Source organism: Lamprocystis purpurea DSM 4197 (assembly GCF_000379525.1).
Lineage (GTDB): Bacteria > Pseudomonadota > Gammaproteobacteria > Chromatiales > Chromatiaceae > Thiodictyon > Thiodictyon purpureum.
Genome location: NZ_KB902474.1, coordinates 170,283 through 192,012 on the forward strand (window position 1 = coordinate 170,283; position 21,730 = coordinate 192,012).

The following is a 21,730-nucleotide window of genomic DNA, read 5'->3' on the forward strand; positions in this document are numbered from 1 at the left end:
CTGCGCCAAGCTGGTGCGGCGGATGCGTCCGCGTGGGCGCAATTCGCCACCAGTGTCAGGAACGAACTGCACCCTTCAAGAAACCTGGTGGCCGGAGCGATGTTCAGGGCGCGCCTGCGCGACCGGGTTATTGCCGTTCATTGACGCGCCCCGAGGCTCAGCCGATACTCGTGTGAAGTGAGTGAGTCCCACTCGAATCGGAAGACGCAACATGGCACTCGCGCGTAAGCTCCAACCTTTAGGCGACGCCTGTCCCGATGGCTACGAAAGCGATCTGGTGGCCTGGGCCGAGGCGAACGCGGCATTGCTCCGCCAGCGGCGACTCGCCGAGATCGATGTCGACCACATTGCCGAGGAGTTGGAAGACTTGGGCAAGAGCGAACGGCGCGCCTTGGGCAGTCATCTGCGTAACCTCCTGCTGCATCTCTTGAAGTGGGAGTTTCAGCCCAGTCGCCGCGGCACCAGTTGGCAGCGGTCCATCATCAGCGCCCGGCGCGAAATCGCCGTCATCCTCGAAGATAGTCCGAGTCTGGTCGGCAGCGTCCCGACTCTGATCCTGCGGGAATACCCCTCGGCGAGACGGCTCGCGGCCATCGAGACCAAACTCCAGGCGGATCGCTTTCCCTCCGCCTGTCCTTACACCACGGAACAGATCATCGCGGACGTTTATTGGCCGGGTACCGCCTAGCGGCACGCGACGGCGGGCCTTGATCATCGTTCCGGCCAGCGATGCTCAATTGGAGTCCAAGGCTTCAGCCTTGGCCTGCCGCTCCAAGGCGGAAGCCTTGGACTCCAGTCGACTTCCCGGAACCGGGCTCACCGGCCGGCTTCGTGGACACGGGCAGCCGCGGTAGATTAGTCTTTGCCAACCGACGCTCGTTTGATGACGTCCGACCGGACAACTGAAGGAAATCAGTCCGCTGGTGCAAATTTAGGCGGCCCCGAGGCAATTGATGGACTCAAGAGCAATTCCCAGTCTTCACAGCTACTTGGAAGCGGCCTCGGTATCCGGTGATCCCGAGGAACAGGCGTGTGCCCAGAACTTCTTGCTTGACGAACGTCCGCCTGTGGCCGCGCTGGCCCTGTATCAGCCCCGTTTCCTCACGGGCTCTATCAGCGGACTGGACGACTGGTACGGTCGACATCGCGGCTACGCAACGGAGCACCTGTTCATTGATCAGGACGAGCCCCTGATTCCCTACACTTTCCGCGACATCAACATTCGTAACAGGCTGACTCAGATTGATGTGCGTTTGAATCTGATTCGGATTGAGCACGCGGCTTGGCCTTGCTCTCTGCGCGGACATTCTTTTGAGGAAATCAAGACCCAAATCGAGACGTTTCAGTCTGGTGACGCGTCAGCGAGGGCCTACCTTCAGGGTCTTTGCGACGCCTGGAACCCGGAGCGCGACCAACGCCCGGCCTATGTCACGACTGAGATCCAGGTTGAGGACTGCCTGGCCGACGGCGTCGTCGACTGGGCACTGCAGTTGCGCGACCGTCTGGGGTTAGGCCACTACGACCCTGGCCGTTCCGGACGGCCGGTCGAGATCTTCCTCATGCGCTACCCGGTTGCCGAGGTCATTGCCGCGTCCGCCGGCCAGGGTCACCCGGCGATCCCGACGGTGCTGGATGGTGACATCAACCCATTCTTTTTCCCAAGCCCACTTCCTCAGCCGAACGCGACCGAAGCGCTGCGCTACGGCAGAACAGTAAACCTTACTCCGGTAGAAACGGAGAATGATTACCAGATGGGTTGTGAACTGCTACATGCGCGCATCCCTTACCGTCCCGAGCATTTCTATCGCGCCGGCATCATTACCGAACCGGTGACCATGCCGCTGGTTCGCGCGCGGGGTTTTCACCTGCCCTGGGTCCGTCTCTATGCCGAGCGGGATGACTTCGGGGCGGATTTCTGCGCCGGTGCCGTGCGATGAAGGCGCCTGCCGTCAGCCCGGCGGCTGAGCGTTGGAGCGCCCGGTTCACCACCGATCCGGTCCAGGCCATCGGCGACCTGTTGGCCGGCCGCATCTTCCTGGGCTCCTTCGCGCGGGCACGCCCCTCCGAGGCCCTGATCCAGATCCTCTCCCCTGACCAGATCCAGCCGACGGATTTGGCAATGCGCGAGTGGCTCGGGCAGGTAATTGGCTCCCCGGCACGCGCCGATCTGCCGGGCAAGCGCTTCGCCGACGCACTCGTCGATGCGTTCCGCGCCATCCTGCTGGTGCCATTGCCCGAGTCGCGCGCCTGGTGCGCGCAGCAGCAGGGCCGGCTGAGGTCCTGGCTGCGCAGTTTTTATTTCGGCCGCTCCCGCGATCCGGAGGCCGCACTGCTGGTCGCCCTGACCCAGGGCCAGCCGGACCGCCGCCTGCTCGGGCTGTGGCTCGGGCTCGCCCGACTCTCCGGGGGGGTGTCAGCGGACTATGCCCGGCTCGCCATCACCGGGCTGCGTCTGATGCCGGCGGACGATGAGGGCAAGGTGGAGCGCTCGGTGCCGACGGCCATGCTGCGTGGAGTGCTGGATTACGGCGAGGCGCTGGCGCGGCGCGGCGATATCAAGGGCAAGACCTGGCTCGCCGAATTGGATTACCTGGCTGCCGTCTATCCGATGAGTGTCGATCAGTGGGGTCGACGCTTCCGCGATCTGGTGCAGACGCGGGATGTCTCCGCGCCGGTGCGAAAGTGGTTGGATCAGCGCTATCCGGCAGCGTTTCAGGCGCGCGAGGCGAGAACGGTGAGGGTCATCCTTGCGCCGCCCGATCCTGACGAACGGCAGACACTTCTGAGACAGCTTCCGGGACGGCTGAGTGCCATTCGCCCGGAGCTTGAAGCGTTTCTCGACAAGCATCGCCAGTACTGTCGCGAGAGCGGCGACAGCCACTACCTGATCCGGACCTTCTGTAACCTGGGGGACCGGCTGCTTGGGCCAGACCCAGCCTGGGCGCGCGACTTGGCCCACGAGGCTGCCCGCTGGAATCCGCAGGACCCAGTTCCTTGGTCGCTTCTCGCCCGCGCACTGGATGCGGAGGGCGATTGGCACCGTGCCCACGCAGTTTACTGGCACGCGCGCCGCCGTTTCCCTCACGACGATAAACGCCACAATCAGTTGGCCCACGCGTTGATCGTCCACGGAGAGGTCGAGCTCGGAGAAGCTGTCTACCGCGCGGCCATGCAGCTATTTCCAAACGACCCTTATAGTCGCAATGACCTCGCTCACACCCTGCGTATCACCAACCACCGCGAACGGGCGGTGATGGTATACCGGGAGGCTCAGCAGCATTTCCCTCGCAACCCTGCAATCGTCAACGGACTCGCGGATACTCTGAGAGACTTGGGACGGCTCGATGAAGCTGAAGATGTCATGCGCTGGGCTGATCAGCTCGACATGGACGAGCGGAGCGCGGCCAAGCGCGGCCAAACCCGCGCTCGCTTGCAACAAGCGTTGAGCGGCCAGCCGGTGCGGCTCAAGCAGACGCGCACCCCCGACGAAGGCCCCGGCGGTGACCTCGATGCACTGACCGATATTACCGGAGAGGATGTGTCGCATGACCCTGCTATCGGCCGCGCCATCCTGCTGCGCCGGGTCGGCGGCGATCACCTGGAACGGGCTTGGACAGAAATCGCGACCCTGCCGCCCGGCACTACTCAACTCATCGAGACCGGTCTCTGGCATGCCCGATCCCAGGGCTGGCGAGCCGCCGCCGATTGGTTCGACCATCACTGGGAGCGCTACGCGGGCGATGGCGTGCTGCGCGTGCACCGCAACCGTGCCCACGCCCGAGCCGGCGACGCGGTGGACTGGTCCCTGGAGCGGGAGCGTTACCCTTATCTCGCTACCGTGATCGAGACTGAGATCAGCGGTGAACCACCGGCCCGCATCCGTCATATCGATCTCGAAGACGAGGATCTGACCGTGGAACAACGCCAGGACGCCTGGTTCCTGGGTTTGATACGACAGGACAACCCCGTTCTGCGTGACATCGCCGAGGAGGACCTGTTGTCCGCAAGGCATCTTCTGGGCTAGACGTGCTGGTACATGCTGTTCCGGCAAGCGCCTTAACATGTCCAAACGACCCCAACTCGGCGTCTTCCTCGACCTCGCCAGCACCGATCGCGGCGACCTCGATCTGGGCCGGCTGAGCGCGGCCTGCGCCGCCTGGGCCTTCCACGAGGCGACCCGGCCTGACCAGGTGTTGGAGCGGGTGCGTGCGGCCGAGGTGGTGGTGACGAACAAGGTGGTGCTGGGCGCGGATCTGCTGCGGTCGCTGCCCCGCCTGCGGCTGATCTGCGTGGCCGCCACCGGGACCAACAATGTGGACCTGGAGGCCGCCGCCGCGCTCGGGATCGCGGTGCGTAATGTCACCGGCTATGCGACGGCCTCGGTGGTTCAGCACTGTTTTGCCTGCATCCTGAGCCATGTCACGCGGCTGCCGGATTACCGGGCTTCGGTGGCCGCCGGTGACTGGTGCCGGAGCGCGCATTTCTGTTTGCTCGATCACCCGATCGAGGAGATTGCGGGTCAGACGCTGGGGATTGTTGGGTTCGGTGAACTCGGCCGCGCCGTCGCGCGCCTGGCCGAGTGTTTCGGCATGGCGGTCCTGACGGCGGCGCGGCCGGGCGGCGACGATCGGCCGGGGCGCATCCCGCTGCATGAGTTGCTGCCGCGGGTCGATGTGCTGTCGCTGCACTGTCCGCTGACGCCGCAGACACGTGGACTGATCGGCGCGCCCGAGTTGGCCCTGATGAAGCCCCAGGCCCTGCTGCTCAACACCGCCCGCGGCGGTATCGTCGACGAGCCGGCGCTGGCCGCGGCGTTGCGCGCCGGGCAGCTCGGGGCGGCGGTGTTGGACGTGCTGTCCGTTGAACCGCCCCCGCCGGATCACCCGCTGCTTGCGGCGGACATCCCAAACCTGACGTTGACGCCCCATGTCGCCTGGGCCAGCCGCGCGGCGCGCCAGCGACTGATCGACGCGGTGGCCGCCAATATCCAGGACTTCGCGACGCGCTAACGTTTACGCGCCGGCGGCCGCACCGGCCGCATCGCGGTGGTCCCGCCCACGCCGGTGACGGCCGTCGGCCGCCGTCGCCCCTCGGGGCGCAGACCCGTCCCCGCGGGCTGGAATGCCGGCACCAGATGCCGCTTGCCGTTGCCGATCAGATCCGCGCGGCCCATCGACTTGAGTGCCTCGCGCAGCAGCGGCCAGTTCTCGGGGTCGTGATAGCGCAGAAAGGCTTTGTGCAGGCGCCGCTGGCGCGCGCCCCGCACCACCATCATCTTCTCCCCGCCGCGCGTCACCCGTTTGAGGGGGTTGAGGCCGGTGTGGTACATGGCCGAGGCGGTGGCCATGGGAGTGGGCAGGAACGCCTGAACCTGGTCCGGCCGGAAGTCGTGTTTCTTGAGCCAGAGCGCGAGGTGCATCATGTCCTCGTCGGTGGTGCCGGGGTGGGCCGAGATGAAATAGGGGATCAGATACTGCTCCTTGCCGGCCTCCTTCGAGAATTTGTCGAACAGCGCCTTGAAGCGGTCGTAGGTGCCGATACCGGGTTTCATCATCTTGGAGAGCGGTCCCGGCTCGGTGTGCTCCGGCGCGATCTTGAGATAGCCGCCCACGTGGTGGCTGACCAGTTCGCGGACATACTCGGGGGAGCGGACCGCCAAGTCGTAGCGCAGTCCCGAGGCGATCAGCACCCGCTTGATGCCGGGGACCTGGCGCGCCCGGCGATAGAGTTGGATCAGCGGGCCGTGATCGGTGTTGAGATTGGGGCAGATGTCGGGATAGACGCAGGACGGCTTGCGGCAGGCTGATTCGACCGCCGGGTCCTTGCAGGCGAGCCGCCACATGTTGGCGGTCGGGCCGCCCAGATCCGAGATGGTCCCGGTGAAGCCGGGCGTACGGTCGCGGATCTCCTCCATCTCGCGCAGGATGGACTCCGCGGAGCGGTTCTGGATGATGCGCCCTTCGTGCTCGGTGATGGAGCAGAAGGTGCAGCCGCCGAAACAGCCGCGCAGGATGTTCACCGAGAAGCGGATCATCTCCCAGGCCGGGATGGATGAGGCGCCGTAGCCGGCGTGCGGCCGACGGCTGTAGGGGAGTTCATAGACCCGGTCGAATTCCGCGCTGGTCAGCGGAATGGGCGGCGGATTGAGCCAGACGGCGCGGTCCCCATGGTTCTGGATCAGCGCGCGGGCGTTACCGGGGTTGGTCTCCTGGTGGAAGACGCGCGAGGCATGGGCATAGAGCACCGGGTCATCGCGCACCTGCTCGTAGGAGGGCAGGCGCACGACGGTCCGGCCGCGGTCCAGGTGACGCGGGCGGCGGTGGAACTGGATGGGAACGGCCGCGGCCGTAGCGGCCGTCGACACCGACGCGTCGGCTTTGACGGCCGTGCACCCCGCGGGTTCAGACGCATAGGGGTCCGGATGCGCCGCCACCGGTCCGGGCCGGTCGACCTGGCCGGCATCGATCTCGGTCCACCCGTCAGGGACCCCGTGCACCAGAAAGCCGGTCCCGCGCAGGTCGCGGATGGTGCCGATGGGCTCGCCGCGGGCCAGCCGGTGGGCGACCTCCACCACCGCCCGTTCGGCATTGCCGAAGATCAGCAGATCCGCCTTGGCGTCGACCAGGGCGGCGCGCTTGACCTTCTCCGACCAATGGTCGTAATGGGCGATGCGCCGCAGGCTGGCCTCGATGCCGCCGATGATGATCGGCACGTCGCGATAGGCCTCCCGCGCCCGCTGGGCATAGACGGTGACCGAATGGTCGGGCCGCTTGCCGGGGGCGCCGTCCGGGGTATAGGCGTCCGTGGAGCGCAGCCGCCGGTCCGAGGTGTAGCGGTTGACCATGCTGTCCATGTTCCCGGCGGTGACACCGAAGAACAGGGTCGGGCGGCCCAGGCGGGTGAAGTCCTGCGCCGAACGCCAGTCGGGCTGGCTGATGATGCCGACACGAAACCCTTGGGCCTCCAGCAGCCGCCCGATGATCGCCATCCCGAACGAGGGATGGTCCACATAGGCGTCTCCGGTGACGATGATCACGTCACAGGCATCCCAGCCGAGCAGGTCCATCTCGGCGCGGGACATGGGCAGTTCAGGCGCTGTCCCGAGCTTGTGTGCCCAGTGTTTGCGATAGGAGAAGAGGTCGGGTGCTTGGTCCATGGTGGCCGTGTGGCGGTCCGCAAAGACGGCATTGTAGACCCATCAGCAAGATGGCTCTCACAAAGACACCAAGAACACGAAGAAGAACAGCGCAATGATGACCAAGGCCACGTGTTGCCGCTTCCGGGACCCCGCGCGACGCTCGGGTCCTAGAGCGTCTCGACCTCGAACCCGACCACCCCGCGTTGTTCGCGGCTGAATTCGATGCCGATCAGATGGATCGGCTGGCCTGCCGCCCGGTACTTGTCCGCGTAGCCCCGGTCCTTGAGCTGTTGCAACGCCCGCCCCGCGGGCTCCAACTCCACCACCTTGAACTCGAACAGCCAAACCCGGTCATTGAATTTCAGCGTCAGATCGACCCGGCCTTGGCGGCTGGCGTCCTCCGCCGTCAAGTCCAGGCCGAGCGCGGCCAGATGGCTGTAGAACACGCTGGCGTAGTACCCCTCGTAACGCGCGATGGGATTACCGGTATGCCACTGATACGGAATGGCCGCGAACAGGCTGTCGAGATGGGCTCTGAAGCCCGCGAAATCCGTGGCCGCCAGCACGTCATAGAGTCGGGTGACGGCGCGCTCGGCCTGCATGGGATCACCTATCAACCCTTTGAGCAGGGCATCATTCAGCGCGCTCTCCACCTCGAGATTGGGATAACCGAGTTGATAGTCGATCCGTGCGCCGATCCGCCGCGCACCGGTGAAGGTGAGATAACCAGTCTGCCACAGCAAGGCCTCCGAGGCGATGGCCTCCACATCGAAGCTCGCCAGCAATGCTTCGGACGCGTGCAGTTGGGCCAGATTGGGGGTGAAGTAACCGCGTGCGACGAGGATCTCCACCAGAAAGGTCGGCGTGCCGGTCTCGAACCACCAGGTTCTGAATTCGCGCTCCTGAAACAGCAGCAGCAGATCGAAGGGATTGTAAACGGCCTCCCCGGTCCAGTTGTAACCGTTGTACCAGCGGCGGATCGCGTCCCGATCCAGACCGGAAAGTTCGGGGGCGAAGACGGTCTCGACATCCTGCTCGGTATAGCCGCACAGGGCTGAATAATCGGCAGAGACCGTGATGTCACGCAGGTTATTGAGCCCCGAGAAAATGCTCACCTTGCTGAACTTGCTCACCCCGGTGATGAATACAAAGCGAACATGGGCATCGTTGTCCTTGATGACCGAATAGAGATCGCGCAGCCCGTCGCGCGCGGCGCGCGCGGTGTCGGGATCGGTGAGATTGTCGAGGATCGGCTTGTCGTATTCGTCGACCAGCACCACCACGCGGTGGCCGGTCGCGGCATGGGCCAGCCGCAGCAGCTCCGCGAAGCAGGCGCCGCTCCCGGTTTCGGTGCAGCGCAGCCCCAGCGCGTCCTGATTGATGCGCAGTTGTTCCCCGATCTTGTCGTCCAGTTCCGCCCGGCTGTGCACGAGACCGCCGCCGAAGCTGATCCGGATGACCGGATAGCGAGTCGCCCAGTCCCAGTGCGGATGGATCAGCAGTCCCCGGAACAGCGCCTCGTTGCCGGCGAAGAGTTCCCCCAGGGTATCGAGCAACAGCGATTTGCCGAAACGGCGCGGGCGCGACAGAAAATAGTGGGTGCCCTCGTCGGTCAACTGCCGGATGAAGCCGGTCTTGTCGACATAGTAATGATCATCCGCGCGGATCTTGGCGAAGGTCTGGATGCCGATCGGCAGTCTGCGGCGGTGCATGGTGGGCCTCGGAAGCGGAGACGCGAGTCGTCGGGGATCAGGGTAACGGGTTCGCGGCACCCTGTCATGACGCCAAGCACAGCGACGGCGGGATGCGTCCTCCAGAGTGGGCCGGGAGCGCCAACCAAGGTCGGTGACAGGGTGGAGGAAATCAGGAAGTCAGCGGTTCCTTATCTCTCCCCCGGCGCCAGTCCTCCAAAAATCTGCTGCAACGCAATGACAGCGCCGATACTGGTCAGATCCAGCGTTGCGGTATCGACCAGGATTTCCGGCGCCCACTGGTCGCGGCGCCGCCGGACCTCGATGCGCGGCGCGTCAGGGGCGACCAGGACCAACTCCTCGAGTGCGGCCATGCGGCAATAGGCCGGCGCCTTTTCCTCGCGGTCGCGGCGCGCGCTCGCCACGGATAAGACCTCGATAATCAGCGTAGGTGCATCGAGATAGTCCGGGTGCTCGGCGACTTCCCCACAGGCGACGTGCAGATCGGGATAGTAGAAGCGTTCATCCGCCGGGCCCTGGAGATGGACCTTGACCGTCGGGCGGAACAGACGACAGGCCGAGCCGTTGAGGTGATCCGCCAGGAGCTGGGCCAGGCGCATGCAGATCTGATCGTGCCGCCGACTGGCACCGACTACGGGCAGGCAGCGGCCATTGACGTACTCACTGCGCAGGTCAGCGACTTTCTCGTTTTCCAGGTAGGCGGCGACCGAGATCATTCGAATCGATCCTGGTCATCCGTCGACACCGGCGTAATCACCCCGCGGGCCAGATAAGGCTCCAGTGCAGCGGGTTCCAATGGCGGAACGAACAACCGCCCCTGGGCGCAGTGGCATCCCAAGGACGCGAGCCGCGCGGCCTGCGCCGCGGTCTCGACCCCCTCGGCGACGGTGTCCAGGTCCAGGGCCGCGGCAACGGCGAGGACGGCGCGCACAATCTCGACGGCATCCTTCTCGTCGAAGATGTCGTGGACGAGCTTGCGGTCGATCTTGAGCGTGCTGACTCCGCCGCGGCGCAGATGGGTCAGCGACGACAGGCCGGTGCCGAAGTCATCGACGGTCAGGTGGACACCGGCGTCGCGCAGGGCGGCGACCTGGATGCGATGGTGCTCGCCGTACTCCAGGAGTGCGGTCTCGGTGAACTCCAGCCCCAGCAAGGCGGGCGCGATGCCGTGCTCCTGCGTGGTCGAGATCAGGTCATCCGCCAGGCTGCCGCTGCGCACCTGCTGGGGCGAGACATTGATGGTGATTCGGCCGAAAGCGAATCCGGCGTCGTGCCAGCGGCGGGCCTGCGCGGCGGCATTCGAGAGCACCCAGGCGCCGAGTAATTGAAACAGCCCGCGGCGCTCGGCCAGGTGCACGAAATCCCCGGGCGGGATGACGCCCTCGTGCGGATGGTGCCAGCGCACCAGGGCTTCCACCGCGGTGATGCGCCCCGATGCCAGTTCGACCTGGGGTTGGAAGTGCAGGAAGAGTTCGCCGTTGCGCACCGCCTGATCCAGAGCGTCCATCAGCGCGGTGTCCCGACACACCTGACGGGTCATCTCATCGGTGTGGAAGGCGTAACGCCCACGTCCGTTGCGCTTGGCCTTGTAGAGTGCCACGTCCGCGCGTCCCAGCAGGGTTTCCAGGTCCAGTTCAGTGCCCGCCACGTGCACGACGCCGACACTGGCGCCGCACTGGACCTCCCGGTCGGCGACCCAATAGGGCGCGGCCAGGCTGGTGACGATCTTCTCGGCGAGCGTGGCGGCATCCGTCAGTGCGCGGACGTCCGGCTGGATGACGGCGAACTCATCGCCGCCGAAACGCGCGACCGTGTCGGTCGCCCGTACTAAAGCGCGCAGGCGCTCGGCCACCTCTTTGAGCAGGCTGTCACCGGCCGGGTGTCCCAGCGTGTCGTTGACGTCCTTGAAGCGATCCAGGTCCAGAAAGTGCAGGGCGAATCCTTGATCACCCTGGCGGGCGGAGCTCAGGCGTTTTTGCAGGCGGGCCTTGAACAGCTCCCGGTTCGGCAGATGGGTCAGTCCATCGAAGTAGGCGAGCCGGTGGATGCGCTGCTCCTGCCGATCCCGCTCGGTGCTGTCGTTGAAGATGACGACCGCACCGACGATCGAACCATGGCTGCGGATGGGGGCGGCCCGGTACTCGACCGGAAAAGACGTTCCGTCCCGCCGCCACAAGACTTCGTGCGCTACGCGAACGGGCTCGCCGGTGCGCATGACCGCGAGTATGGGGCAGTCGGGGGCCGCGATGGGGCTGCCGTTGCCGGCCCGATCGTGAATCAGTTCATGGCTGTCGTGGCCCACCAGGTCGGCTACGGCATAGCCGAGCAGGCGTGCCCCAATGGGGTTGATGAAGGTGATCACGCCGTCCAGATCGAGGCCGAAGACCCCCTCGTTGGCCGATTCGAGCAGCAGGCTGGCGCGTTCCTCGGCCACTTGGCGGGCGTTGCGATCCTGGTCGTGTTGCAGGGCCAGTGCCACCAGCGAGACCGCGTGATCAATGAAGGCCCGCTGCTGCGCGTCCGGTTTATCCGGGACTCGCGAGTAGACATCGACATAACCGAGCATCCGGCCCTTGGCGTCACGGATCGGCTCGCACCAGCAACTGCGCACTCCGGCGGCTTCGACCGCCCCGGCCATCGACTCCCAGTAAGGGTGAAACAGGATGTCCGCGACCACCAGCCGGTCGCCCAGCGGACGCAGGGCGGCCGGGTCGGCAGGCGCGTCGGTGTCGGCGGACGCGGCCGAGCGGCCGTCGAGCGCGGCGATCAGGCTGTCGGGTAGCCGCGGCGCCGCCCCGACCCGTAAGTGGTGGGTTTGCGGGTCGACCAGCATGATCGAACAGACGAGTCCAGGATCCAGCGACTCGATCGAGGAAGCGACTGCCTCCAGCAGGTCAGCCAAGGGTGCCCCATCGGCGATCAGGGCCATCAAGCGGTCCTGCGCCTCCTGCTGCACGGACGCGTAGCGACGTTCGCTGCGCTCGCTCTGTTCGGCCTGGCGCTGCGCCGCCTCGCATTCGGCCTCGCGGCGGCGCAAGGTGTCGGCAAGTCCGCGCGCCCGGCGCATCGCAAACAGACCGACCACACTGAGCGCAAGCAACAGCAACCCCACGGCAGCGGCCAGCAGGGAGGGCCGGAGATCAGTGCCCAATGCCGTCCCGGCCCAGGCCGCGGGCGCACCCGCAAGCAGGGCCAGTCCCGCGAGGGTCCGCGCACGGATGACCGGATGCGTGCGGGCATGCGCGATCGGCCCCAGCCTGCGGTGTGGCGACGGGGCCGGCCTGGCGACTGCATGGGGCCTCACGGTTGACCGTCTCGCGTCGACAACGACCGGGTCAGCGCGGCGACCGACCGCGCGACACGATGGGCAAGTGCGCCAGACTCACGGTGCCGTATTGACTGGTGAAGGTAATGGACGAGCTGCCCCCCTGCTGCTGTGAGAAACCGCCGATCTGATGATCGAGTGTGTCGTAGACCCAGCACTCCCCGCCGGCCTCCACCGCCAGGCGCCGGGCGTTGGCGAAGTAGGCATACTTCACATTGTTCTGGGCGCCGGTGGCATTGGGCGAGCCAAGTTCGGCCGGCCACCAGTGTGTGGCCGGGTCCGGTACGAAGAGGCTGGATTGACCGGGATAGCCGCCGGCGGTCTGGGTCTGGTAACCGCTGCCGCCCTGGCTCTGGGATTGGAAACTGCCGGTCTGGAGCAGCCCCGGCTGGCGGGCCAGAATGCCCGAGAGCTCATTGCACAGCGCGTCTACGCGGCCTTTGAGCATATTGTTGAACATGTCACCCACCATGATCATGCCGCCCTGCATCCATTGGCCTCCGCCGCCGAACTCCGGGTGACTGAACTGGGCCATGGACCCGTTGCCGTTACGCACGGCGATCAGCATGTGGGTGACGGCATCGGCGCTGAAACCGTGACGGTTCGCCAAATCCGCGACCAGGTGCTGGCCTTCGGGTGTGAGTTGCTGCATGGAAATGCTCCGCTGGGGTTGCTAGGGGCGAGAGGCTACCATGGGTCGGTGATGAATGGGTGATCGGGGTCGTTGTCGCGGGCAACCGTGTTCACTGGCGGTCAGGTCCTCGTCTAAAGTGCTTCATCCTCCAGCCCACCGGCTGCCGCCACGGCCTCGACGAGGCGCTGCCGCAGCTTGGTCAGCCGCTGGTTGGAGCCGACCCGCTTGACGGCCATCGCCAACGCCTTGGGTTCGGCGATCAGCACCACCAGGCGCCGGCCGCGGGTGACCGCGGTGTAGAGCAGGTTACGCTCCAGCAGGGTGTAGTGCTGCATCGCCAGCGGGATCACCACCGCCGGGTATTCGGACCCCTGGGCCTTGTGCACCGTGGTGGCGTAGGCGAGTGACAGTTCGTCGAGTTCGCCCAATTCGTACTCCACCCGCCGCCCGTCGAGCTCGACCTGTACCAGCCCCTCCTCCGCGTCGATGGCGGCAATCCGTCCGATGTCGCCGTTGAAGACCTCTTTATCATAGTTGTTGACCAGTTGAATCACCTTGTCCCCAGGTGCAAAGGTCCAGCCGAAGCGGGTGATGCGCGGTGTCGCGTCCGGGTTGAGGCGCTGTTGCAGCAAGACATTCAGCGAGCGGGCGCCCAGACCGCCCCGGTTCATGGGGGTGAGCACCTGCACGTCGGCCACCGGATCCAGACCAAAGCGTTGCGGGATACGCTCCAGCACCACGCGCAGCAGCCGGTCCTGAATTTCCTCCGGCGACTGACAGTGGATGAGATAGAAATCGGTCGCGGGCGGCCCTTCGTCCGGTCGCTCGGGCATCCGCCCGGCATTGATGCGATGGGCATTGACGATGATCCGCGAGGCGGCGGCCTGGCGGAAGACCTCGGTCAGCCGGCAGGTGGGCACGGCGCCGGAGTTGATCAGGTCGGCGAGCACCGACCCCGGTCCGACCGAGGGCAACTGATCGACGTCACCCACCAGCAGCACCGCCGCCTGGGTCGGTACCGCGCGCAGCAGTTGGTTCATCAGGGCGACATCGACCATGGAACACTCGTCCACCACCACCAACTGCGCCTTGAGCGGCGAATACTGATCGCGCTTGAAGGCCATGGCCTTGGGATCGAACTCCAGCAGCCGGTGGATGGTGCGCGCCTCACGGCCGGTGGATTCGCTCAGGCGCTTGGCGGCCCGCCCGGTTGGGGCGCACAGCAGCATCTCCACGCCCTTGGCGGCGAGGATGTCCAGGATGCCGCGCACCACCGTGGTCTTGCCCACCCCGGGACCGCCGGTGATCAGCGTCACCTTGCCGTTGACGGCCGCCGCGACCGCGGTCCGCTGGGATTCCGACAAGGCCAGCCCGGTGCGCCCCTCGACCCAGGGGATGGCCCGTCCGGCGTCGATGAAGCCCCATACCGGCAGGCGCAGCAGCAGCCGGCGAATGCCGAGGGCGATGCCCTGCTCGGCGCGCTGGAGTGGGGTGAGGAAGAGCGCCGGGCGGGCGTCGATCGGCTCCTCGATCAGGTGCTCCTCATGCACCTCGGCGCGGATCGCCTGCTCGATGATGGGCGCCGGGATTTCCAACAGGGTGACCGCCTGCGCGGCCAGGACCTCACGATAGGCGGCGCAGTGACCCTGGCCGGCGATCTCCTGCAGGCAGTGACGCACCCCGGCCTGGGCGCGGATTAGGGAGTCCGCGGCGATCCCGAGTCGCTGGGCGATGGCGTCCGCGGTCTTGAAGCCGACCCCGTGGATGTCGAGCGCCAGCCGGTAGGGATTCTCGGTAACCCGGGCGATGGCGTCGTCCCCATAGGTCTTGTAGATGCGAACCGCTCGTGCGGTGCCGACCCCATGGGACTGGAGAAAGACCATGATCTCGCGGATCACCTTCTGCTCGGCCCAGGCGCCGGTCACGCGCGCTTGACGCTTGGGGCCGATGCCGGGCAGTTCGAGCAGCCGCTCCGGGTTGTCCTCGATCACGTCGAACACCCGCTCACCGAAGGCGCGCACCAGCTTGCGCGCGAAATGCGGGCCGATGCCCTTCACCATGCCGGAGCCCAGATAGCGCTCGATCCCCTCCACCGTGCTCGGCGGCACGCAGCGCAGGTCGGCGGCCTTGAATTGCAGCCCGTGCTGACGGTCGTTGATCCACTGGCCCCCGCATTCGATATACTCGCCGGCGGTCACGCTGGCCGCCGCGCCGATCACGGTCACCAGGTCCCGCTGACCGCGCACCTTCACCCGCAGCACGCAGAAGCCGCTCTGCTCACTGTGAAAGGTCACGCGCTCGATCGAGCCCGAGAGGTGCTCGGCGGGCGGGTCGGTGTGATAGCGGGGGCTCGGTTCGGTCATCCGCGGGGGTTCGCATGGCGCTGGCTGGGCCGAGTCGCCCGTGCGGTGCGGCCAGGTGATCATGGACGCGATCTTAGCCAAGACCTGGCCGTTTCCCAAGGTTTATCGCGGTTTTGGCTGCGGCCGGGCCTGCGTTTCGCTGTTCAGACAGCGGTTGACGGCGATGTCCAAGGCGGACGCACTTTTCGTTTCGCATTCCCAAATGACGCATACTCGCCAACCCGCCTTGGCCAACTCCATCGCATTACACTGGTCCCTTTCAACGTTGCCTGCGAGCTTTCTAGTCCAAAATTCCTTGTTCGACTGTGGGGTTGATGCGCGCACGCAGCCCGGATGTCGATGCCAGAAGCAGCCATGAACGAATATGCATACCCCGTGTTTCGGAAGGACGATGTCCGGTTTTCCCGGGAGGTCTTTGCGATGCAGGCGAAAGCGATAGCCCATTGCATGCAACGCCTGTCGGACTCTAACCTCCGGAAGGGTATTCCGTCCCTTGACCTTCGACATGATTTTCGAGCGTTGCTTGGGCGTCAGTTTGTCCATTGGGCAGTGGGCGACAAGTCATCGGGACGAAATCGAGTCCAACTCTCGACAGACTTGCGCCGAGGCGTTGTAAAAGGTTGAGCGCATACTCATAGCGAAGCTGCGCAACGACCGTTGCGGAATAGGTGCTGAGCGCAAGACGCTCGCTTCCACCTGCTGTCCGGGTGATTTGAAAGCGGTTTCCAGTGTTATCAAAGCGACCCTGTCTTTCAGCAAACATCTGCTCCCATTTCGGATTCGGAGTTCTGTCTCTCACCCCACCAAAGTTGTTGGGGGAAAGCGGAAGGAAGCTGAAACACCTCAACTTCCGATCAATTTCTAGAAACAGATAATTTGCGCTGGAGGCACTTTCGAGGGCCTCGCCCACTCTTGCATGAGGAACTCCGAAAAGCTCCACGGCAATAAACGGGATGTGCTCTCCCAGTCGTTTGTGCCAACCCGAATCCTTCTGTCCAGGTTCAAGGTCGCATGCGGGAGAGAGGCACAGCCAATATGCTCCGGCGGAAGCGCCATTTTTTATTTGTAGGACGTGCCCAGTGGTCAAGTGGCTGCCCTCTACTTTCTTGCTGCACTCGTATCGGTTAAGGTGAACCATGACCTCTGCCGGCTCAAGCGATGCATACCATCTCTCGACCCCATCCGCGACGACGCGACCTCCCAGACGCTCACCGAATTCAGTGACAGTAGTTCGGATCGCATCTCCCAATCCTTCCCAGTGTCGCTTGATCACATTGTGAAATTTCCATGGACGCTGATCAGGTTCGGAGGCCATAAAGTCGCCCAGCCATCCTGCCTGAAGGTGCCGATTGCGCAATACCTCCGCCTCTGCCAGGGCGCCGTGCTCGTCCAAGACGGCGCGCATCTTGGCCATCAACAGCCGATACGGTTCAGGGTCCCAACTTTGCAATGCCTTTAGGAGATGTTCGGGAAGAGAGGAAGCGTCGTTCGACTTGCTCACCACCGTAACGAATAGTCCGTCCGTTCGTATCCAGTTAACCCCTTCGTCACCGAAACGCATCTCCACAGCACCCAAGCCTGTGGTGGCGAGCTTAGGCAACAGCTCAAGTTGCTTTTCGTAGAAGGCCCATTTCGTTAAGAGTTTGAATTTTGAATCATCGCAAATGGACTTTGGTGCGCCAACGAAAAAATTCCTGAGTCCCTGTAATTCGTCCCAGTCGCACACACTAATCCAATCGATCTTTGGATCTGCGAAGCCCCGAATCTTCAGGAAGGTTTCGTCATCGATCTCTGCTTTCAGTTTCCCTCTGATTTCCGGATCATCGTCCTCCCACTCTTGTAGTAGAGTTTCGATGGTAGTTATCCCGTTTGCATGCAAAGTCAACCGCTCGTCTGGTGTGCAAAGCCCGACGGCGATTTCTCGCGTAACCCGTGCGATGTCGCCTCCGATGCCAGCGAAGCCCTTCGTATAAACAACGACTAAATTAAAGTATCTGTTTTCCGCCAACTGCCGAAGAATCTCAATCGCAGCGGCGCCCTCGTCCGGACATTCCTTATTGAGATGGAAATCCAGGATCATCAGGTCCGACTGAGTGAGGTGCGAGGGGACTTGCGGTTTGTCGGGCTGGCCGTCGTGGACCTCAATCATCCACCGACGTGCTTCTGCGTGGCAAAACTGGATGATGTCTCGGACCCGTTGCGCGTCTTGCTCGTCACAGGGCGTGCCTTGTGTGAGCATTTGCCGGCTAAGCAACAAATCAAGAGTGGGGAAATCATCGTCTACCACCAATACCGACCGGATGGGACCGATGAAAACCTCTTGTATCAGGTCTCCGTAAGTGGAAGTACCTACATCACTCATACTTCGCCCCCTTGAAGTCGATGACAAAATTCGCTCCGGACAGAATCTTGAACCGCTCATCCGTCGCATATTCGATGGTGTGTCCTCCTGCCGCCAGGTTGGCGCGACAAAGGTAGAGTCCTACACCGCGACCGCCGCGGACCTTGCGGGTAAAGAACAAGGAAAACAGGTGCCTTAGATCGTCCTCGTCAACGCCGGGTCCATCGTCGGCGACGACGACCCTCGCATCTACGGCATCCAGCAGGATGCGATGGTCACCAGGGCCTTTTTGCCGGACCCAGTAGACGGCATTGTTGATCAAGTTGATGAAAACGGGAAAAAGTCGTGCCGGTTGTTCGTAGACGGAAAAACGGAGGAAGCGCTCGGTGGCTTCCAGTGTAACGCCGGTATTCCGCAAAGTGTCTTGGAAAAATCGCTGCACATAGCCAATGATATCTGCACCACCAAGCGTCGTCTTATACTTAGGCCCGGAGAGCTTCAGCGGCGAGAGGAACCGCAGGCGATCCGCCAGTGCTTCATGGGCGACCTTGATCGCGGCGAAGGCCGGTGTCCGTTGCGCAATCTCGGGCAGGTCTTGCAGACTTTCGCTGATCGTTAACTCAAACCCTTCGATTTCATGTCCGATAATCTCCACGGTGATGCCGAGTTGCGCCAGCGAATGCAACCGATCCACCTCTTCGCGCGTCTCGTCCGCCGCATCCATGCCGTAGGATGCGAGGGTTTCCAGGTCGATGTTTTCCTGGAGGCTGCGCAACGCCGCGATGTAGGGCTCGAAGGTTTCGGCGTTCTCGATGTCGACGTTGTCACGTTCGCCGGCCAGACGTTCCAGTGCCCTAGCCAATGGGATACGCTCGTGCTCGACATCATCGAGAATAGGCAAGGTCTTGGCGTGGTATTGCTTGCTGCGTGTCTCGTAGAGCGCAGTGATTCGTCCTTGTTCGGCCTCAAGCAGTTCACGCGCATCTTTCAGCCACTTGCGCAGGCGCCCCTGAAGGTATGCGGCATGACTGCTCATATCGGAGAAAGCGATCTCGCGAGGTGCGCGCGGCTTCACCGCTTCCAGGGCAGCGTTCAATGACTGATCCAAGGTGCTGAGCAAATTGCCGACGCTGCGTTGATTGAACCGGAAGGCACCGTATTCTTCTTCAAGGCTCCCGAGGATTCTGGGCGCCTCGCCCAAGGAGAAATCTTTAGATCGATCCTTTAGCCCTTGAACTTGCTCCCGCAATCGCAGGATATCCGACTCAGAGGTCGGCTCGGTATCGCGCAGCCGTTCGGCTAGCGTCTCGAGCTCAGTACGCAGTTCAGAAAGTACCGGGCCGAATCGTTGCAGGTTGGTGCGAAAGCGCTTCCGATTGAAGGCGCGGCGGCGATTGCGCTCCGCTTCGGCTTTTTCCCGGGCGCGGGTTGCCTGAATATCCGGGAGATACTGCTTCTGTCCCTCAGAGCCGGTTCCAAAATATTCCAGCGCGGTCTTCCGCAGTAGATTCTCGACCAGATCGCGAAAGACCTTTGTCGCCTTGTTGTCGATTAGTCCCTCACGGCCTGCCTTGTCCTTGAGGTTTGAATTTCCTTCGCGGGTGATGGCGATGCGCCCGAATGTCCTTCGGTTTGACCAAAAGTTCCGCCCTGCGTGCAGGCTGCGCCGCTTCTCGATCTCGAAGAAGTCGTTTTCCTCCCGTCCGAAGGGCATTACACGCAGACCATTCCGGTAAATCATCACTCCTGCGTACAGCTTCGCTTGCTCCAGCAGCTGACGGTGTATGTCCGGCGGGTGGGAGGATGATCCAGAATCCTGCTGGAAACTTCCAAGGCGGAGGTGGAATGCCCCGACCTTTGAGTTGGCCCGCTGCGGAACACTCATCTTTGGATCGATGCGAACCTCGCCCTCCAGCCAGTTTCCGAACGCCCGTACCCTGCCGACGAAAACCCCGTGTTCATCGACGCCGCCCTCGACCACATGCTCCAATTCCTCCAGATTTCGGTAGTCGAACTCGCGTTGATTGGCAATGACTGTGCGTTGCAGAGCCCCCTCCCAAGCGATCACCGAATAATTGAAATCAGCGGCGCTATAGTCTTCTTCGACTTCCTTGGGGTTGGTAAAAGGATCGGTAAAGTTCGACAGTGTCTGAAAAAGTCGATCTCTTGCTTGCTGTGCGGCATTGGAATCCTCGGCATGAAGTCGTTCCGGTAATTGAGCCTCAAGGTCAAAGACAATGTCGGCAATGAGCAGGATGGTGCCGTGCTCCTTGTCTCCCCGCCAGAGCGGCCATTGGAGGAAATGACGGGGAGCGAAGATTGTGCCCTCGACGATTCGCTCCATGGCGTCGCGTGTCGATGGCTTTCCTTCGGTTGCCTCCAGCGCGTCGAAGCTCTGCCATGCTTGGGCGATGCGTTGGTCCCGCGCCGGGTCCCGACCGGTGCCCCGCAGGTTGCCGCCGAGCGTCTCGAACATGGCCGGGAGCTGTTCAAAAACCTGTTCTTTGGCGTCGAACTCGACGACCGGAACTTCGATGTCCTGAAGATAAAGAAAGGGATTCTCGAACAGGCGCCAGTCGATCAGGGCGGCGGTAAAGGGCGTGTCGCGACGTTTGGAGACCACCAGCAACAGGGGGCCGAGAAAGGCTGAGGAGAGTCGCCCGATGCCCTTCTGGCCCTGCTTCGGCCGCGGCGGAAGTCCGTTACGGTCTTCTTCGCGAACCTGACCTCCGCTCGCCTTCGATTCGGTACCGACCACCAGCCACTTGTCGATGAAGTCCTTGTGGGTCATGCCATGACCGTCATCGACGATGGCCGCCACGGGTATGTCGCCATCGTAAATGTGCAGCGCGACAGTGGTTGCGTAGGCGTCGTAGGCGTTCTTCCAGAGTTCGGAAATCGCGGTGGGACAGTCGGCGATCTGCTCCCGCCCCAGATGGTCGATGGTACGAGCGCGAGTACGGAAGGCGACGGCTTCAACCATAGGTGATTCCGGCCCGGTCAGCATCCGGATCAACTCCGAGTCCGCGGGAGACGGCACGCAACAACACTTCGCCAAGTTGAATGGGCACTGCATTGCCGATCTGCGCGCCCGCGGCCATCAGGCCCCCTTTGAAGACGAAGGTGTCCGGGAAGGTCTGAAAGCGGGCCGCTTGGCGCACAGTGATGCCGTGCGGCTCGGTCGGATGGACAAAGCGTCCCTTCGACGGGTTGATGCAGGCGGTGGTCATGGTCGGTCCCGGTGCGGTCGGGTCGATGCGTCCGTAGACGTCGCTATGCCCATCGTGGCCGTCGTGGCACGGCAACACACGCCCCGACTCGCATCGGCTGCCGCCGTTGATCGGCGTGTTCTCAAATACCTTGACCAGTTTCGGCGAGTGATTCATATGCCGATCGTTCTCATCGTCTTCCGGCATCGGCGTCTCGAACACCGTCGCTGCACTAACCCAAGGCAGGAGCGACGGGTTCCGCTCCAGCGCCTTTGCGTCGCCGTGGGTTGGCGGCGGCGGCCATACGGCTTTGTCGAAGCTTGCGTCCTCACGGATGCCGAGGATGAAGATGCGCTTGCGCCTCTGGGGAATGCCATAGTCCCTGGCGTCAAGGGGTGTAGGCCCGATGATCCGATATCCGGCGCGACGGCTCGCGTGGAGGAAGTCGGTAAGGAAGTCCTGGTGACGTTGCCACAGCAAGCCGGGGACGTTCTCCATCAGAAAAACGCTGGGCCGCAAACACTTGACGAACCGAAAATAACTGAGGATCAGTTTATTGCGCGGATCGTCCACCCCTGCATTCTTGATTCGATGTACGGAAAACCCCTGGCATGGAGGACCGCCCAGAACGATGTCGCAGACACGATTCCCGGCGAAGTGTGCGTCACGCAGAGCATCGGGTGCCAGTTCCAGAATGTCGGTGGAATACAGCTTGGGAGCCGCATCGGGGTCGTCGCAGCCGTCGATCAGGTTTGCCTGGTAGGTGGAGCAGGCGTGTTTGTCCAGTTCGACGGCGGCAACAATGCGAATGCCGACCTTTGACGCGGCGGCGGAAAATCCCCCGGCGCCGGCGAAAAGATCAACGGCGCACAGACGGCGCGATGCCGCGCGTCCCGGTTCGGCAGTTGCCGACGATGACGTTCCACCCCGCTGGAAAGCGGATGGATCGGTCTCCGGCGGTACGAACGATGATGTGTCCATTTCACAAAAGCCGCTGTTTTATAAAGC

General features: G+C 63.5%; 14 protein-coding genes. 4 read left to right on the top strand and 10 right to left on the bottom strand.

What is annotated here, in order from left to right; translation table 11 throughout:
* The first annotated feature begins 211 nt into the window (after positions 1 to 211).
* From A39O_RS0110205 to A39O_RS0110220, 4 genes are all read left to right on the top strand, one after another.
* Complete coding sequence (locus A39O_RS0110205; protein WP_020504557.1) at positions 212 to 688, top strand: DUF29 domain-containing protein; 477 nt, start codon at positions 212 to 214, stop codon at positions 686 to 688.
* Between the two features lie 265 nt (positions 689 to 953).
* Positions 954 to 1,937: a hypothetical protein gene (locus A39O_RS0110210; protein ID WP_157639939.1), complete on the top strand. Its 984-nt coding sequence runs from the start codon at positions 954 to 956 to the stop codon at positions 1,935 to 1,937.
* Positions 1,934 to 4,024 carry a tetratricopeptide repeat protein gene (locus A39O_RS0110215; protein ID WP_020504559.1) on the top strand — a complete coding sequence of 697 codons (2,091 nt, stop codon included), beginning with the start codon at positions 1,934 to 1,936 and terminating at the stop codon, positions 4,022 to 4,024. Before A39O_RS0110210 ends, A39O_RS0110215 begins: the two co-directional genes overlap by 4 nt.
* Before the next feature lie 37 nt (positions 4,025 to 4,061).
* Entirely contained in the window at positions 4,062 to 5,009 is a 948-nt protein-coding gene (locus A39O_RS0110220; protein ID WP_020504560.1) for a D-2-hydroxyacid dehydrogenase, read from the top strand.
* Here A39O_RS0110220 and A39O_RS0110225 read toward each other — a convergent pair.
* The 10 genes from A39O_RS0110225 to A39O_RS0110265 form a co-directional block, all read right to left on the bottom strand.
* Positions 5,006 to 7,156, bottom strand: coding sequence for a YgiQ family radical SAM protein (locus A39O_RS0110225; protein WP_020504561.1), 2,151 nt, complete (start codon positions 7,154 to 7,156; stop codon positions 5,006 to 5,008). The genes A39O_RS0110220 and A39O_RS0110225 overlap by 4 nt on opposite strands.
* Positions 7,157 to 7,305: 149 nt before the next feature.
* Positions 7,306 to 8,850, bottom strand: coding sequence for an ATP-binding protein (locus tag A39O_RS0110230; protein WP_020504562.1), 1,545 nt, complete (start codon positions 8,848 to 8,850; stop codon positions 7,306 to 7,308).
* Positions 8,851 to 9,020: 170 nt separating this feature from the next.
* Positions 9,021 to 9,566: a Uma2 family endonuclease gene (locus A39O_RS0110235; protein ID WP_020504563.1), complete on the bottom strand. Its 546-nt coding sequence runs from the start codon at positions 9,564 to 9,566 to the stop codon at positions 9,021 to 9,023.
* Complete coding sequence (locus A39O_RS0110240) at positions 9,563 to 12,154, bottom strand: putative bifunctional diguanylate cyclase/phosphodiesterase (protein ID WP_020504564.1); 2,592 nt, start codon at positions 12,152 to 12,154, stop codon at positions 9,563 to 9,565. The genes A39O_RS0110235 and A39O_RS0110240 overlap by 4 nt, the downstream gene beginning before the upstream one ends.
* A gap of 31 nt (positions 12,155 to 12,185) precedes the next feature.
* Positions 12,186 to 12,827, bottom strand: a complete 642-nt coding sequence (locus A39O_RS0110245; RefSeq protein WP_020504565.1) for a hypothetical protein — start codon at positions 12,825 to 12,827, stop codon at positions 12,186 to 12,188.
* 113 nt (positions 12,828 to 12,940) lie between these two features.
* Entirely contained in the window at positions 12,941 to 15,172 is a 2,232-nt protein-coding gene (gene recD2, locus A39O_RS32990; protein WP_051088794.1) for an SF1B family DNA helicase RecD2, read from the bottom strand.
* Between the two features lie 102 nt (positions 15,173 to 15,274).
* Complete coding sequence (locus A39O_RS38255; protein ID WP_083924618.1) at positions 15,275 to 15,715, bottom strand: very short patch repair endonuclease; 441 nt, start codon at positions 15,713 to 15,715, stop codon at positions 15,275 to 15,277.
* A complete protein-coding gene (locus tag A39O_RS0110255) occupies positions 15,639 to 17,534 on the bottom strand; it encodes a response regulator receiver domain (RefSeq protein ID WP_020504568.1) in 1,896 nt (631 codons plus the stop codon). Before A39O_RS0110255 ends, A39O_RS38255 begins: the two co-directional genes overlap by 77 nt.
* On the bottom strand, positions 17,527 to 20,496 hold the full coding sequence (locus tag A39O_RS0110260; protein WP_020504569.1) for an ATP-binding protein: 2,970 nt from the start codon (positions 20,494 to 20,496) through the stop codon (positions 17,527 to 17,529). Before A39O_RS0110260 ends, A39O_RS0110255 begins: the two co-directional genes overlap by 8 nt.
* A complete protein-coding gene (locus A39O_RS0110265; RefSeq protein WP_020504570.1) occupies positions 20,489 to 21,703 on the bottom strand; it encodes a DNA cytosine methyltransferase in 1,215 nt (404 codons plus the stop codon). Before A39O_RS0110265 ends, A39O_RS0110260 begins: the two co-directional genes overlap by 8 nt.
* Positions 21,704 to 21,730 lie beyond the last annotated feature (27 nt).

Bases quoted from the DNA above. Each gene is read 5' to 3' on its own strand.
- A39O_RS0110205 (WP_020504557.1), top strand. From the start codon at position 212: ATGGCACTCGCGCGTAAGCTCCAACCTTTAGGCGACGCCTGTCCCGAT.
- A39O_RS0110265 (WP_020504570.1), bottom strand. From the start codon at position 21,703: ATGGACACATCATCGTTCGTACCGCCGGAGACCGATCCATCCGCTTTC.
- A39O_RS0110255 (WP_020504568.1), bottom strand. From the start codon at position 17,534: ATGAGTGATGTAGGTACTTCCACTTACGGAGACCTGATACAAGAGGTT.
- A39O_RS0110260 (WP_020504569.1), bottom strand. From the start codon at position 20,496: ATGGTTGAAGCCGTCGCCTTCCGTACTCGCGCTCGTACCATCGACCAT.
- recD2 (WP_051088794.1), bottom strand. From the start codon at position 15,172: ATGACCGAACCGAGCCCCCGCTATCACACCGACCCGCCCGCCGAGCAC.
- A39O_RS0110225 (WP_020504561.1), bottom strand. From the start codon at position 7,156: ATGGACCAAGCACCCGACCTCTTCTCCTATCGCAAACACTGGGCACAC.
- A39O_RS0110245 (WP_020504565.1), bottom strand. From the start codon at position 12,827: ATGCAGCAACTCACACCCGAAGGCCAGCACCTGGTCGCGGATTTGGCG.
- A39O_RS0110210 (WP_157639939.1), top strand. From the start codon at position 954: ATGGACTCAAGAGCAATTCCCAGTCTTCACAGCTACTTGGAAGCGGCC.
- A39O_RS38255 (WP_083924618.1), bottom strand. From the start codon at position 15,715: ATGGACAAACTGACGCCCAAGCAACGCTCGAAAATCATGTCGAAGGTC.
- A39O_RS0110220 (WP_020504560.1), top strand. From the start codon at position 4,062: ATGTCCAAACGACCCCAACTCGGCGTCTTCCTCGACCTCGCCAGCACC.
- A39O_RS0110215 (WP_020504559.1), top strand. From the start codon at position 1,934: ATGAAGGCGCCTGCCGTCAGCCCGGCGGCTGAGCGTTGGAGCGCCCGG.
- A39O_RS0110230 (WP_020504562.1), bottom strand. From the start codon at position 8,850: ATGCACCGCCGCAGACTGCCGATCGGCATCCAGACCTTCGCCAAGATC.
- A39O_RS0110235 (WP_020504563.1), bottom strand. From the start codon at position 9,566: ATGATCTCGGTCGCCGCCTACCTGGAAAACGAGAAAGTCGCTGACCTG.